This is a genomic window from Paenibacillus sp. MER 180, from assembly GCF_023713665.1.
GTDB classification, from domain to species: domain Bacteria; phylum Bacillota; class Bacilli; order Paenibacillales; family Paenibacillaceae; genus Paenibacillus_B; species Paenibacillus_B suaedae.
Genome location: NZ_JAMAVT010000002.1, coordinates 196,649 through 210,156, shown reverse-complemented (window position 1 = coordinate 210,156; position 13,508 = coordinate 196,649). Strand labels below are relative to the sequence as shown.

At 50.4% G+C, this 13,508-nt stretch carries 14 protein-coding genes; 1 reads left to right on the top strand and 13 read right to left on the bottom strand.

Annotation, left to right across the window (positions count from 1 at the left end):
- Nucleotides 1–86: 86 nt before the first annotated feature.
- The 3 genes from M3661_RS03590 to pdxR form a co-directional block, all read right to left on the bottom strand.
- Nucleotides 87–290: an aspartyl-phosphate phosphatase Spo0E family protein gene (locus tag M3661_RS03590; RefSeq protein WP_251482734.1), complete on the bottom strand. Its 204-nt coding sequence runs from the start codon at nucleotides 288–290 to the stop codon at nucleotides 87–89.
- Between the two features lie 320 nt (nucleotides 291–610).
- The gene (locus tag M3661_RS03585; protein ID WP_251482436.1) at nucleotides 611–964 is read right to left on the bottom strand and encodes a hypothetical protein; all 354 of its coding nucleotides are present in this window, start codon (nucleotides 962–964) and stop codon (nucleotides 611–613) included.
- A gap of 166 nt (nucleotides 965–1,130) precedes the next feature.
- Nucleotides 1,131–2,615 carry a MocR-like pyridoxine biosynthesis transcription factor PdxR gene (gene pdxR, locus M3661_RS03580; protein WP_251482433.1) on the bottom strand — a complete coding sequence of 495 codons (1,485 nt, stop codon included), beginning with the start codon at nucleotides 2,613–2,615 and terminating at the stop codon, nucleotides 1,131–1,133.
- A gap of 131 nt (nucleotides 2,616–2,746) precedes the next feature.
- On the opposite strand from pdxR, the gene M3661_RS03575 reads away from it, so the two are divergent.
- Nucleotides 2,747–3,376 carry a pyridoxamine 5'-phosphate oxidase family protein gene (locus tag M3661_RS03575; protein WP_251482430.1) on the top strand — a complete coding sequence of 210 codons (630 nt, stop codon included), beginning with the start codon at nucleotides 2,747–2,749 and terminating at the stop codon, nucleotides 3,374–3,376.
- A gap of 209 nt (nucleotides 3,377–3,585) precedes the next feature.
- On the opposite strand, the gene M3661_RS03570 is transcribed toward M3661_RS03575, so the two are convergent.
- The 10 genes from M3661_RS03570 to hppD form a co-directional block, all read right to left on the bottom strand.
- Entirely contained in the window at nucleotides 3,586–3,795 is a 210-nt protein-coding gene (locus tag M3661_RS03570) for a TetR/AcrR family transcriptional regulator (RefSeq protein ID WP_251482427.1), read from the bottom strand.
- Nucleotides 3,796–3,914: 119 nt separating this feature from the next.
- The gene (locus M3661_RS03565; protein ID WP_251482425.1) at nucleotides 3,915–5,027 is read right to left on the bottom strand and encodes an NADH:flavin oxidoreductase; all 1,113 of its coding nucleotides are present in this window, start codon (nucleotides 5,025–5,027) and stop codon (nucleotides 3,915–3,917) included.
- A 241-nt stretch (nucleotides 5,028–5,268) separates the two neighbouring features.
- Complete coding sequence (locus M3661_RS03560) at nucleotides 5,269–6,447, bottom strand: acetyl-CoA C-acetyltransferase (RefSeq protein WP_251482732.1); 1,179 nt, start codon at nucleotides 6,445–6,447, stop codon at nucleotides 5,269–5,271.
- Between the two features lie 204 nt (nucleotides 6,448–6,651).
- Entirely contained in the window at nucleotides 6,652–7,770 is a 1,119-nt protein-coding gene (gene hisC / locus M3661_RS03555; RefSeq protein WP_251482421.1) for a histidinol-phosphate transaminase, read from the bottom strand.
- A gap of 20 nt (nucleotides 7,771–7,790) precedes the next feature.
- On the bottom strand, nucleotides 7,791–8,465 hold the full coding sequence (locus tag M3661_RS03550; RefSeq protein ID WP_021256894.1) for a 3-oxoacid CoA-transferase subunit B: 675 nt from the start codon (nucleotides 8,463–8,465) through the stop codon (nucleotides 7,791–7,793).
- Nucleotides 8,462–9,190, bottom strand: a complete 729-nt coding sequence (locus M3661_RS03545; RefSeq protein WP_251482419.1) for a CoA transferase subunit A — start codon at nucleotides 9,188–9,190, stop codon at nucleotides 8,462–8,464. The genes M3661_RS03550 and M3661_RS03545 overlap by 4 nt, the downstream gene beginning before the upstream one ends.
- 46 nt (nucleotides 9,191–9,236) lie before the next feature.
- Nucleotides 9,237–10,424, bottom strand: a complete 1,188-nt coding sequence (locus M3661_RS03540; RefSeq protein WP_065293157.1) for a homogentisate 1,2-dioxygenase — start codon at nucleotides 10,422–10,424, stop codon at nucleotides 9,237–9,239.
- Nucleotides 10,425–10,475: 51 nt separating this feature from the next.
- Nucleotides 10,476–11,411 (bottom strand): fumarylacetoacetate hydrolase family protein, encoded by a 936-nt coding sequence (locus M3661_RS03535; RefSeq protein ID WP_065293158.1) that lies wholly within the window; start codon nucleotides 11,409–11,411, stop codon nucleotides 10,476–10,478.
- Nucleotides 11,412–11,436: 25 nt separating this feature from the next.
- On the bottom strand, nucleotides 11,437–12,048 hold the full coding sequence (locus tag M3661_RS03530) for a flavin reductase family protein (protein ID WP_021256898.1): 612 nt from the start codon (nucleotides 12,046–12,048) through the stop codon (nucleotides 11,437–11,439).
- A 30-nt stretch (nucleotides 12,049–12,078) separates the two neighbouring features.
- Complete coding sequence (gene hppD, locus M3661_RS03525) at nucleotides 12,079–13,191, bottom strand: 4-hydroxyphenylpyruvate dioxygenase (protein WP_072730438.1); 1,113 nt, start codon at nucleotides 13,189–13,191, stop codon at nucleotides 12,079–12,081.
- Nucleotides 13,192–13,508 lie beyond the last annotated feature (317 nt).

Here is a 13,508-nt window from a genome sequence, read left to right as displayed (position 1 = left end):
TTTGTACCTTACCAAGTGGTATACCCAGTTGTTGTATTGATGTCTACAGAGTCTAAAGAGTCGACAGCAGTTTGAGGATGTACGTACTACTCCGCCATCGACTCTTTCCTCTGCCTCTGAGTAGGTACTGTAGAGGTAGAAGTAGAAGCGAACAATCGTTTTTTTTGATAATCTAGCAAATACACATCTAATTCCTGACTAATCCTCACAACCTCATCATCTTTGAAATCGTTCTTTTCATTGACAATCGAAATAAGTTGCTTTTTAAGTCGTTCGATTTTCTCAAGCATTTGAAGATCATGGGGGAAGTGAAGATAACACATTATGAATCACCTCGCATAATCGGTGTGTAAATGAAGAACATCCCGAATGCTGATTGCAAATCTAGCAACCTACTAACCTTCTCCATGTTGTCCACTCTATCGATGACGCTCATATATTTCGTTTCTTCTTATACGTTGAATATATGTAAAATGTTTCCTGAAAAATAAATAAATTTCGATTTTCAGATACATTCCCTCCATGAGCATCGTTTGCTCCATACAGCAAAAAGACATCGACAGTATCCTTGCTTTGCCGATGCCCTCTACTTCGATTTTCCCGAAATCAATTACTTTTTATCCACATGAAGCAATACCTTCGGATGCACGCTGTACGTGTCTGAAATGCTCTCATCTGAAATGACACCCAGTTGTATCAAGCTCTTTATCTTCGCAGTATCCGGCTTGGACAGCAAGCGCCATACTTCCGGGTCAGGCAGAGCCGCATACAGCTTGGCATCATCATATTGTCTATACTGTTGCTGAACCAGCCTCACATGGAAATTGCCCACGTCTATCTCTGACTCTCCCTGCTCTTCACAGTATTGAATAATATCGCTTCGCAGCGCCGACAGCTCATCCTCAATTTCCTTTTGCTGCTGCTTCAGCTTATAATATCTCTTTATCTTCTCATTCTCGATCATTGGATCACACTCCCTCCTTGCACTGTATGCAGGGTGAAGTCGATCTAAGACCGTGTAACCGGGAAAGTGTAAAATTCGATTCGCACACAAGGGAAGACAATCTGTTCGTTCTCCTCAATACTTTGCGCTATCTGTTCTGTCTGCTAAACTGACACTTCACTTGCCTTCATCCTTCCACCACCAGACTCGCCCAAACCTCCTTCATCTTCATAACCCCATAAATCATGTCCTCTTCAGACATTCGAGGGAAATAAAAGTACGCACCATACTGATTCATACCTTCACCAGTTTCTTCCTGAATGCAGGTATCAGACCAGTAAATGCCTTCTTCCGAGCACTTTGTACGAAACGTGACATATTGCTCTGTGCTGCCTCGCCACCATCCGAAAATGCTTAATCCGGCATCCGCTTCGATCCAATGGAACAAGTGCGATACATGTGCCGTCAACAAATCCTGCAGCAGCTTGAACTTCTTCCCATACACCCGCTTCATTCTTCGTAGATGCCGTTCATATTGGCCATTGTGCATCCAAGAAGCCAACGTGCGCTGCTCCAGCAAGTTGCTCGGATTCGGCTCGAATACCCCCTTCGCTTTAGCGAACACGGAGACGAGCGATGTCGGCACAACCGCATAACCGATGCGTATATGTGGGAGCAGCGTGTTGCTGAAGCTTCCGATATAGATGACTCGACCCTCACTATCTAACACTTTCAACGGCTCCAGCGATTTGCCCCGATGACGGAACACGCTGTCATAATCGTCTTCTAGAATGAGCGCATTGTTCTCCGAAGCCCAAGCGAGCAGTTGCTGACGGCGCTCCATTGTCAACACAGCCCCTGTCGGAAACTGGCGGTTAGGCGTCACAAGAAGCAGCTTAGCCTGCCAATCATGCGGTATTATCCCCTGTCCATCAATAGGTGCATGAACACAGCTCGCCCCTAGCGTCTGGAAGATATGTATTGCTCCCGTATATCCCGGATTCTCAACAACTACGCGATCCCCAGGATTAATGAACAACTGTGCCGTCAAAGCGAGTGCCTGCTTCGAACCATTGAACACAATCACCTGACTCGGATCAGCAGCTATGCCCCGTGCTCGCCTTATATATTGGGCAATACTGTCTCTAAGCCTATCATCGCCTAATGTGGACACCAATAGGTTCATTCGATCACTGCTGTGCAGCAATCTGGCCTGCGCATACAAGCTGCGATTCCACTCTTTATCTGGAAACCATTGTGTACCAGGACCGAACTCTTTGAAATTCGCTACTCTCAAGCCGGCCTTGATGCGCATTCCACTATTTTCATCCCGCCGTTCCTCGATCTCCTTCAGACGCATCCCCCAGTCGGACAATACGTTCAGCTCTTGACAGGGAGTATCAGTTCCTCTCTTGGTTGAGGGCTGGAACGCAACAAAGGTTCCCTTTCCCACCCCGCTTGAAATATAACCTTCAGCAGACAACATATCGTACACCTCATTGACAGTTCCCCGAGATAGCCCGAACAGGGCAGCCATTTCCCGGCTCGATGGCAGTCTTGTATCCTTTACAAATACTTGTGAGGCAATGGAATCTCGGATGGCATGATACAGTGCGAGGCGTTTAGATGGATATTGTTCCAGATAGGAATGGTAAGGAATGTGGAATTGCATAAACTCATCCTCCGTCACCAATGGTCTAGTAAAACTAATCTAAATTGGATCTTTTTCATTGTCAATTCGTGAGGTAAGCTAAATACTACACAAACAAGATCGAATGGAGTAATCGGAGGAGGTCTTTGTTAATGCGAAGAAAAGAATTCGAAGTCATGGACACAGTGGAAACCGAGCAATTTATGCAAGAAATGAGCTTTGGCATTCTCGGGACGATCAATGAGGATGGATGGCCAGAGCTTACCCCGCTTAATTTTGTATATCACAACGGCTTTATTTATTTTCACGGCAGCGTATCAGGACGCAAGATGAAGAACATCAAGGTAGATCAGCGTGTTACATTCTCTGTGGCGAAGGAGTACGCAATCATTCCCTCCTATTTCACTGAAGCGAAGCTGGCCTGCCCTGCAACAGCATTCTTCAAATCGGTTCTGATCAAAGGCCATGCGGAAAAGGTGTCGGATCTAACAGAGAAAGCGGAAGCATTGACCGCCTTTATGCAGAAGCTTCAGCCAGAGGGAGGCTATGCTCCGATTGATCCGGAGGATCCAGACTATACGGGTCAGATCAAAAGCACCTCCGTTGTCCGCATCAACGTGCATGAGTTATCAGCCAAGTATAAATTCGGACAAAATATGAAAGAAGAGAAATTTGAAATCGTGACGAATGGTCTGCTGGAACGAGATAAAGACTTAGACAAGGAAACCGTAGCCATGATGGAAGCATTATGTCCGCATCATCGGAAGAATGACGGCGATTAGATGGCGAATTCTAATATGAAGTAAGACACTAGAAATAAAGCCCTGTTGGATTTTATGTAAAATGGAAGTCTTCGCGACACCATTTGTACAGAATAAACCAACAGGGCTATTCACAATTTTTCATTATTAGAGTGCACAGCTTCAAGATGATTTATCAGTGGGTGTCTAACAGCCAACGACTAGAAGAGATAGATATGTAGTAGTTTTGTCTATTGGGAACTCGATACGGTCGTATCTAGAAGTGGAAAATCAACATAATGGTACATCAAACCGCGCGCCAGTCCGGCCTTTGCAGCGATATCACCAACCTCGGCAGCTGAATATCCTTTATCTGCATACACAAGTATGGCTGCTTGCAATATTTCTTGTTTTCGCTGTTTTCGAATTTCTTCGTTCTGCTCTTTCGTACGTGGAGACAAGAGTAACCCTCTTTTCATTGACATTCATGTTATCCAAAATTATACAAGTAATCACAATAACCGTCAACGTGGAGGAATGCCTCCAACAGCTGTTTCTTTAAACGAGGTAAACCAACATTTTAGAATAAAACAGTTGACGCTTCCTTTGTAAATGGAATCAACTCATCCACTTTTCCGTCGCGTATTTTTGCAGCCCACGCGGGATCGACGAGCAAAGCCCGGCCCACTGCTACCAAATCAAACTCATCTTGCTCAAGTCTCTCAATCAACCCGTCAATGCTTACATTCTGGGCCCCTTTACCCTCCGCAAAGAAACTTAAAAATTCACTGTCTAGTCCCACAGAGCCTACAGTTATTACGGGTTTGCCTGTAATCTTCTTCGTCCATCCAGCCAAATTAAGAGAAGAGCCTTCGAATTCGGGTTCCCAAAAACGACGAGTTGAGCAATGAAATACATCTACCCCGGCATCTACCAACGGAGATAAAAATTGAGCCAACTCTTCGGATGTATAAGCCAATTTAGCCGTAAAGGGTCTTCTTTTCCATTGGGAGAAACGGAATATGATCGGGAAGTCTGGGCCAACAGCATGTCTGCAAGCTTTCACAATCTCAACTGCAAAACGCGTCCGTTCTACGATCCCGCCTCCATACTCGTCCTTTCGTTGATTCGTTTGTTCCCAGAAAAATTGGTCGATAAGATAGCCATGTGCCCCATGGAGCTCAATACCGTCAAAACCAAGTCTTTGCGCATCTGCTGCACCTTGAGCAAATGCATCCACTACCATGTCAATTTCGTTCTTCGTCATCGGTTCATTTACCTTCAAGCCATCAGCTGTTATACCCGATGGTCCAATAGGCAAAGCCTCTGGATTCGGCGCTTGCCCAACTGCGCGCTGGGTTCCGACATGCCATAGCTGTGGAATGATTCTTCCCCCCGCCTTATGTACCGACTGAACGATCCTAGACCAACCATCTAGGGCGTCTTCTCCATAAAATCTCGGAATATTTGGGTGTGATGAGGAAGCAGGATGATTAATGACTGTACCTTCCGTTATAATAAGCCCAACACCATTCTCTGCACGACGTCTATAGTACGCCTCCACATTCTCCCCTGGAATACCCTCTGGAGAGAACATGCGCGTCATAGGCGCCATGACAATGCGATTACTCAGCTCTAGTGGGCCAATCGAGAAAGGTTTAAACAAAGCTTCAACTGATGGGGTTTGCTTCATGCTTTTCCTCCTTTTTTCTTTGAAATATACTGCTTGAAATATACTGCCTTTTATCATTATACAATATTTCACATTTAAACTTGACCAAGATGGAGCCATTTTGTCCACATCATCGGATACAGGATAAAGCCATATCATCTTAGACCCTTCACGACTTCATTCATGTTTATTCTTCCTTAGCTCTATCAGACGACAACACCTCCGACTCAATGGGAATCGGAGGTGCTACGTAATGGAAAGGTTACACTTGCTCGACGATGACAGCGACGCCGTGGCCGCCGCCGACACACAAGGTGGCGAGCCCAGTGGCTGCTTGCCTGCGCTTCATGGCATGCAACAGCGTCACGAGGATACGCGCGCCGCTGGCGCCAATCGGATGCCCGAGTGCAATGGCGCCGCCGTTCACATTGACGATCGCTGGATCGATCCCGAGCTCACCGATGACGGCAATAGATTGGGCGGCGAAAGCTTCATTTATTTCCGCCAGGTCAATATCCGCCAGCGACATGCCCGCCTTCTTTACCGCCGCCTGCGCGGCTGATACAGGGCCCATGCCCATATAGGCTGGATCCACGCCGGTGCAGGCATAGCCGCGGACGCGCGCCAACACAGACAGCCCAAGCTGCTTCGCCATACGCCCAGAGCAGACCACTAGCGCTGCCGCCCCATCGTTAATGCCGGAAGCATTTCCGGCTGTTACCGTGCCGTCTGGCTGGAATGCAGGCTTGAGTCGGGCCAGGGCAGCAGCCGTCACATCAGGACGGAAATGCTCATCGGCTTCAATCGTCGCCAGCCCCTTCTTGGTTCGAATCTCCACCGGCACGATTTCAGCGGAGAACTCGCTGCGCTCCCATGCCTCGCGAGCCCGCTGTTGACTCGTCAGAGCGAAGGCATCTTGCTCTTCTCTCGCAATGCCATATTTTCCCACAATATTTTCCGCAGTTTTGCCCATATGAATGTCACATATCGAGCAGGTAAGTCCGTCTTTGAGGATGCTGTCCTCAACTACCCCATTCCCAAGCCGATATCCCGTTCTTCCCTGCGCCAATACATAAGGCGCTAGTGACATATTTTCCATGCCGCCCGCGACAATGAGATCTGCATCGTCTGCCTTGATGGCCTGCGCAGCCATGATGACCGCCTTCAAACCCGAGCCGCATATTTTATTAATCGTAACGGCCGGAACCTCGCAGGGAAGCCCTGCCTTTATTGCGGCCAGACGTGCTGGCCCTTGGCCGCTGCCCGCCTGCAGTACATTGCCCATGATCACTTCGTGCACTGCTCCCGGCTGTACTCCGGCTCGCCCCAGTGCTTCTGCGATAACCCGCGCTCCCAGTTCAACAGCCGGTACTGTGCTCAATCCGCCCATGAACGCGCCGATCGGCGTTCGCACAGCGCTTGCAATTACAACGTCAGACAGATCGCCACCCCCATCTGCAATGCATTATTTAGTCACTGATAGTGACTGATAGTCACCGATAGACATTGATATTTACTGATAACCATCGATAGTTACTAAGTGCAATAGATAATCATTCAAGTCATCGCTATGCAAACATAGCTCGTTATATCCCAATACCAACCGTTCGAACATAGGTCAGCAATAAAGAAGCGCGCGATTGGTTCAAACCGATTTGACGCAAGGACCGAGAATATGCCGCAGCGCCTCGATGAACACTTGATTTTCCTGCTCCGTTCCTATGGATACACGAATCGTATCCGGATAGCCAAGCAAACTGCCCGCGCGCACTACCACACCCCGCTCCAGTAACGAGCGGAATACGTCGTCACCAGAACAATTCAGCTTCACCATCAGGAAGTTGGCGTGCGATGGATAGCAGGACAGACCCAACTGCTTCAATTCCGCAACCAGCTTGGTTCTCTCCGCCTCATTCCGCCGGGCGCAGTCTTCGGCGAACGTCGTATCATCCAGTGAGGCAAGAGCCGCAGCTTGCGCCATCCGATTCGAATTGAACGGTTCCTTTACCTTGATCAGCTCCTGCACAATGCTCGGATGCATCATACCGTAGCCTGCTCGCAGCGCAGCCAAGCCATAAATCTTAGAGAACGTGCGCAAGATGACCAGATTTGGATAGCTGGCAAGCAGAGGTATGGTCTGTAAGTTGTCCGGGTCGGACACATACTCGTAATATGCCTCGTCGATGACCAGCAAAATATGACGCGGTACCTGCTCGATGAAGGCAAGCAGCTCGCTTCGCCTCACAATTGTCCCTGTTGGATTGTTCGGGTTGCATATGAAGATCATCTTCGTCCTGCTGCCGATCGCCTTCAACATGCCGTCCAGATCATGAACGCCCTCAATGAGCGGCACCGCAACGGGAATGCCACCCTCAATACGAACGTTCGTATCGTAACGAGGGAATGTGACATCGGCCATTATCGCCTCGTCACCTGCGGCGATATAACTCCGTGTTAGTAAACGGATAATTTCGTCGGAACCATTGCCGACAATGAAATATTCAGGCTCCACGCCCAGATGAGCTGACAGCTTCGCCGCCAATTCGGGAGCAGTTCCTTCCGGATACAAGGCGCACTTCTCCATTTCGCGTACAATAGCCTGGGCGGCGAATTCCGAACAGCCGTACGGATTTTCATTGGACGCGAGCTTGATGATCTCCGTAAGGCCGAACTCCCGTTTTACCTCTTCAATCGGTTTTCCCGGCACGTACACGCCGAGCGGCTCGATTTCTTTTCTCGTCGAGATCTTGACAGACACTTGCATACACGCTCCTCCTTAGCCCTTTACTCCGATGCCCGAGGCGTTGCGTTCGCCGCGTTCAATGCTGGGCTTATTCGGAACGTCGCCTCGGTTTTGTGACGAATCTCTTCTACGTCAGCTCCTTGCTGTGTCTCGATCAAGACCATGCCTTCTTCGGTAAAATCAAATACGGCCAAATCGGTAATTAACCGGTCGACGACTCGTTTGCCCGTCAGCGGCAAACTGCACTCGCGCTTGATTTTAGATTCACCATGCTTATTCACATGCTCCATAATGACGACGATGCGCCGGGCGCCGTTCACCAGATCCATGGCGCCTCCCATGCCTTTAATCATTTTGCCGGGAATCATCCAATTCGCCAGATCACCCTGCTCCGATACTTCCATCCCGCCCAGAATGGCAAGATCGATATGACCACCGCGGATCATGGCGAACGATTCGGCACTGTCGAAGTAGGACGCCCCTTCCACAGCGCTTACCGTCTCCTTGCCTGCGTTAATCAGATCCGGATCCTCGCTCCCCTCCAATGGGTATGGCCCGATGCCGAGCAGGCCGTTCTCCGAATGGAGCATCACATCGAACTCTGGCGGAATGATTCCTGCAATGAGGGTCGGCATGCCGATGCCGAGATTGACTGTCATCCCATCCGCAATCTCCAGCACTGCTCGCCGCACGATGGCTTGACGTGCATCACTCATGCGAATCCCTCCGTTCCTTGCTGCGCCGCCGACTGGACAACGCGCCGTTCCACCCGCTTTTCATATCCGGTTCCGTGAAGTATCCGCTGCACATAGATACCAGGCGTATGAATATGATTCGGATCCAATTGTCTCGGCTCGACCAGCTCCTCCACCTCGGCAATCGTAATTTTCCCTGCAGCTGCTGCCAGCGGATTGAAGTTCTGGGCTGTCTTCCGGTAGATCAGATTTCCGAGCGTATCCCCCTTCCACGCCTTCACGAACGCAAAATCGCCGACAATCGCCTCTTCCATCAGGTATGTGCGGCCGTTGAACTCTTTAAGCTCCTTGCCTTCCGCTACCGGCGTGCCGACGCCGGTAGCCGTATAAAAGGCAGGGATACCGGCTCCGCCCGCGCGAATGCGCTCAGCCAGCGTGCCCTGCGGAACGAGTTCAACCTCGAGCTCACCATTCAGAAGCTGGCGTTCGAATATTTTGTTCTCCCCAACATACGAGGAGATCATCTTCTTAATCTGGCGGTTCGCGAGCAGGAGACCGAGTCCCCAATCATCTACGCCGCAATTGTTGCTCACAACAGTCAGATTTTTCACGCCGCTGTCTCTCAGTGCCGCAATAGCCAACTCGGGGATTCCACATAGGCCGAATCCACCCACGATCAAGGTAGCGCCGTCCTGAATTCCCTGTATCGCCTCAGCGGCGGAATGCACGACTTTCCTATCCTTCATGCGATGCGCTCCTTTCATCAGCGTATCTTACACCTCATGCACACACCTACACGGTTCGCGACGCTTCCGGCGAACCCGCGCACCAGCTGTACATGTATTGACTATCCTCGTAGGACAGAGCTTGCTTGACAACGCGCAGCGGACGGAACGTGTCGATCATGACCGCAAGCTCTGTCGTTTCCTTTTTGCCGATGCTGTCTTCGATCTTGCCAGGATGCGGTCCGTGCGGGATGCCTGATGGATGCAAGGTAATGGAACCTTCCTTCACTCCCTTGCGGCTCATGAAGTTGCCCCTGACATAATAGAGCACCTCGTCGCTGTCTACATTGCTGTGGAAATAGGGGGCAGGAATTCCATCGGGATGATAATCGTATAATCGAGGCACGAAGGAGCAAATGACAAAGTTATTCCCCTCGAAGGTCTGGTGAATCGGCGGCGGCATATGAATGCGGCCCGTTATTGGCTCGAAATCGGCAATATTGAAAATCCACGGGTACAAATACCCATCCCAGCCTACAACATCAAAAGGATGATGGTTGAATATATGCAGATGGATATATCCCCTAGACTTCGTTCTTACTTCGAATTCACCAACCTGAGCGTAAGTCTCCAGCTTATCCGGCCCGCGGAAATCCCGTTCGCAGAACGGACTATGCTCCAAAAGCTGGCCATGCGGGTTGCGATAGCGCTTCGGCGTTGTAATCCAACTGTTCGTTTCCACGACCAGGAGCTTTGTACGTCCGCCCCCCAGCTCCGGTATGACGCGATAGATCGTGCCGATCGGTATGTTGATATAATCCCCTGGACGGTAATGGAGCGTGCCGAACATCGTCTCCACGGCACCCTCTCCTTCATGTACGAACAACAGTTCATCCCCGTCCCCGTTCCGGTAGAAATAATCCATCGGCTGATCGACGTTCGCAGTCGCGATAAGCAGATCCTCATTGCCAAGCATATAGCGTCTGCCAGCGACAGCGTCGTCCGCATCCATGCAATCGCCAGTCAATAGATGACGGTGGCGAAGCGCCCCCTGCTCTTCGAACTCAATATCGAAGACGGCATGCACTTCCGCCTTGCTGATAGCCGTCGGCGGATAATGGTGATACAAGATCGACTGAATGCCGGAGAACCCCTTCGTTCCCATCACTTGCTCACGGTACAGGGTGCCGTCCGGCTTGCGGAACATCGTATGCCTCTTTCCAGGGATGTCTCCCATGCGGCGGTAATAGGCCATAACACGAATCCTCCTCTTTCCAATTCAATACCGGTTGAGCGGCTTCTTCGCCTAACCGATGGTATTACGCAGCAAGCCAAGTCCCGTGACCTCTAATTCGACGACATCGCCGGGCTCCAGCCAGCGGTGAACCTCCGGCCCCAGTTCGAGAAGGCAGCCGGTTCCGACCGTACCCGATCCAATAATATCCCCAGGATACAAAGTGACGTCTGACGATGCCCGCGCGAGCATGTTCCCGAACGTATAGTGGAGGTCGCGCATATTCCCTCTTGACAACTCGGCACCATTGACGCGAGCCGTCATCTCCAAGTCATGGCGCTCACCTGTACGATACCGTTCCAGCTCGTCCTTGGTGACCAGATAGGGTCCGAGCGAGGTGGCAAAATCCTTGCCCTTGGCCGGGCCGAGGCCGACCTTCACTTCCTCCCTCTGGATATCGCGCGCACTCCAGTCGTTCATGATGCAATAGCCGAATATATAGGAATCAGCCTCTTCGGCAGTAATATCGCGTCCTTCCTTGCCGATGACGCAGGCCACCTCCAGCTCGTAATCCAGAGCGGAGGTGGCGGTCGGTTTGCGGATAAGCGCGTTCGGGCCTACAATGGCCTGATGGTTGCTAAAATAAAACACCGGGAACTGGTACCATTCCGGCATGATATCAAGTCCCCGTCTCCGCCTCGCCCCGATCACATGTGCTTCGAAGGCGTAGAAATCGCGGACGCTCGGCGGCTTCGGAAGCGGCGCGAGCAAGGCGACATCGGATGCCGGATAGATGCCCTTAAGCGCGAGCATTGCCTTCGCATCTGAGCCAAGGCGGCTGTCGATTCGCTCGGCCTCCTCCATATAATCCTCATGGCGGCGCACAAATTCCAGCAATTCGCTCGGCAGCCGCCCTGCACTGACCTCATGCATATCGACGACGCAGCCTTCCCGCAGCCAACCGGAACGCGGCGAGCCGGTTCCAGTGTCAAATGTCACGAACTTCATAGAACCTCCCGCTTTCCGTATACCACTACTTTTTTCTTTCCAATATGAAGGTGTCAGAAGCGGCACGGGTGTAAACTTGGCCGGCCATGCGTCCAATCGGAAGCAGCTTCTCCATGTCGATTTTGCCATCGGCATACAGCTCGTCGCTGATATGCATCATTACGACCTTGCCGATAACAAGGCTGCCAGCGCCCGGCTGATCGCCGAAATGCAGGATATCATGGAGAACGCACTCCATGTGAATGGCACTTTCCTGAACCCGGTAGGGGCGAATGAGCTCGCTAGGGATCGGGGTCAAGCCCGTGACTTGGAATTCATCCACCTCAGGATCGAATTCAGCAGCTGTCTCATTCATCGGCTCGACAATCTGTTCCCCAACAATGTTGACCACGAATTCGCCGGTTGCTTCAATATTGACGAGCGTGTCCTTCTTGCATCCGTCCGTCCCTCGGCGCATCGGGGCGAAGCAGATCATAAGCGGATCCGCGCAGATTGCTGTGAAAAAACTGAACGGCGCCAGGTTCGCCATACCGTTCGAATCGATCGTGGACACAAAAGCAATCGGTCGCGGCAGGATGGAGCCTATCATCAGCTTATAAGCGTCTCTCCAATGCAGATCATGCGGTGTAATATTCATGCGGCTTCTACTCCTTCCTGCGGCGCGGGGCTACAAGTTGCCGCGGCGCTCCTGCTCCCGTTCGATCGATTCGAACAAGGCCTTGAAATTGCCTTCGCCGAAGCCAATAGCTCCTTTGCGTTGAATAATCTCGAAAAACAACGTCGGTCTATCGACAAGCGGCTTCGTGAAGATTTGCAGCAAATAGCCTTCATCATCGCGATCCACCAAAATTTTCAATTCCTGAAGCTTGGCAATATCTTCGTCAATGCTTCCAACCCGTTCCGTCAGCATTTCATAGTAGGAATCGGGCGTGCTCAGGAACTCGACCCCGTTCTCGCGAAGCGCCGTAACCGTAGAGACAATATCGTTCGTCAGCAGCGCTAGATGCTGTACACCCGCTCCTTTGTAATATTCCAGATACTCCTGAATCTGCGATTTGCGCTTGGCAGTCGCCGGCTCGTTGATCGGGAATTTAATTCTGCCGCCGTTATGCATCACTTTAGACATCAAGGCCGAATATTCCGTGCTGATATCCTTGTCATCGAAATGAATCATTTGCTTGAAGCCCATCACATTTTCATAGTAAGCTACCCATTCTTCCATTTGTTCCACATTGCCGACGACATGATCGATGCCGATCAGTCCGGACGATTGATGTGGAAGGGTATCTTCGATGGATTGATAGCCAGGAAGGAACAATCCTTCGTAATTATCCCGCTCGATCAGCGTATGAATCGTATCTCCATATGTGCCTATAATCGCTTTTTTGACCTTGCCGTGCTCATCCGAATATTCGACCGGCTCCATAATGGGAATTCCGCCGCGTGAGACCGCATCCTTGTAAGCCTTTTCAACATTACTAACCCGCAATGCAACATCTTTGACCCCGTCCCCGTGCAATTTAACGAACTCGGCAATTGGATGGTCGTCAGAGAGAGCGCCAGAGAGTACGAACCGAATTTTATTCTGCTCGATTACATACGATACTTGCTCCCGGTTTCCGGTTTCCAGTCCAGAGTAGGCAATAGGGCGGAATCCATACCCTTTTACGAAATAGTGCATCGCTTGCTTTGCGTTCCCTGTATAAAGTTCAATGTAGTCGATTTCTTGAATTGGGAAAATCTCTTTCTCCGTTAATTCGAAAACCTCTTGTCTCTTCATTCAACATCCTCCTACACTCACATTGATTGCTTCCACTGAGAGTATATGATGGATACCAATATCTAGCAAAAGTGTACTCGAACGCGCCCATGCTCCAACGCACGGCGGAAGAACCGCGGCTGAACTGATACGCATGAATTCGGCGGGGATAAACCGCATCGACGCACTATCGCAGTGAGGAAGCAAACAAGTGGAGCGTATCTTCATTGAATTGAATGTGAATGTTTTTTGAACAAATAGAAGGAAATAGACGTCTTCTTGTCAAAAAGTAAAGCGTAAGCGCATTCGTGGTATTCATTTCGAATTGGAGTTGATCG

Excerpts from the sequence above, each read along its gene's own strand:
- M3661_RS03590 (WP_251482734.1), bottom strand. The coding sequence starts at position 290 with ATGCTTGAGAAAATCGAACGACTTAAAAAGCAACTTATTTCGATTGTC.
- M3661_RS03585 (WP_251482436.1), bottom strand. The coding sequence starts at position 964 with ATGATCGAGAATGAGAAGATAAAGAGATATTATAAGCTGAAGCAGCAG.
- pdxR (WP_251482433.1), bottom strand. The coding sequence starts at position 2,615 with ATGCAATTCCACATTCCTTACCATTCCTATCTGGAACAATATCCATCT.
- M3661_RS03575 (WP_251482430.1), top strand. The coding sequence starts at position 2,747 with ATGCGAAGAAAAGAATTCGAAGTCATGGACACAGTGGAAACCGAGCAA.
- M3661_RS03565 (WP_251482425.1), bottom strand. The coding sequence starts at position 5,027 with ATGAAGCAAACCCCATCAGTTGAAGCTTTGTTTAAACCTTTCTCGATT.
- hisC (WP_251482421.1), bottom strand. The coding sequence starts at position 7,770 with ATGCAAGTGTCTGTCAAGATCTCGACGAGAAAAGAAATCGAGCCGCTC.
- M3661_RS03550 (WP_021256894.1), bottom strand. The coding sequence starts at position 8,465 with ATGAGTGATGCACGTCAAGCCATCGTGCGGCGAGCAGTGCTGGAGATT.
- M3661_RS03545 (WP_251482419.1), bottom strand. The coding sequence starts at position 9,190 with ATGAAGGATAGGAAAGTCGTGCATTCCGCCGCTGAGGCGATACAGGGA.
- M3661_RS03540 (WP_065293157.1), bottom strand. The coding sequence starts at position 10,424 with ATGGCCTATTACCGCCGCATGGGAGACATCCCTGGAAAGAGGCATACG.
- M3661_RS03535 (WP_065293158.1), bottom strand. The coding sequence starts at position 11,411 with ATGAAGTTCGTGACATTTGACACTGGAACCGGCTCGCCGCGTTCCGGT.
- M3661_RS03530 (WP_021256898.1), bottom strand. The coding sequence starts at position 12,048 with ATGAATATTACACCGCATGATCTGCATTGGAGAGACGCTTATAAGCTG.
- hppD (WP_072730438.1), bottom strand. The coding sequence starts at position 13,191 with ATGAAGAGACAAGAGGTTTTCGAATTAACGGAGAAAGAGATTTTCCCA.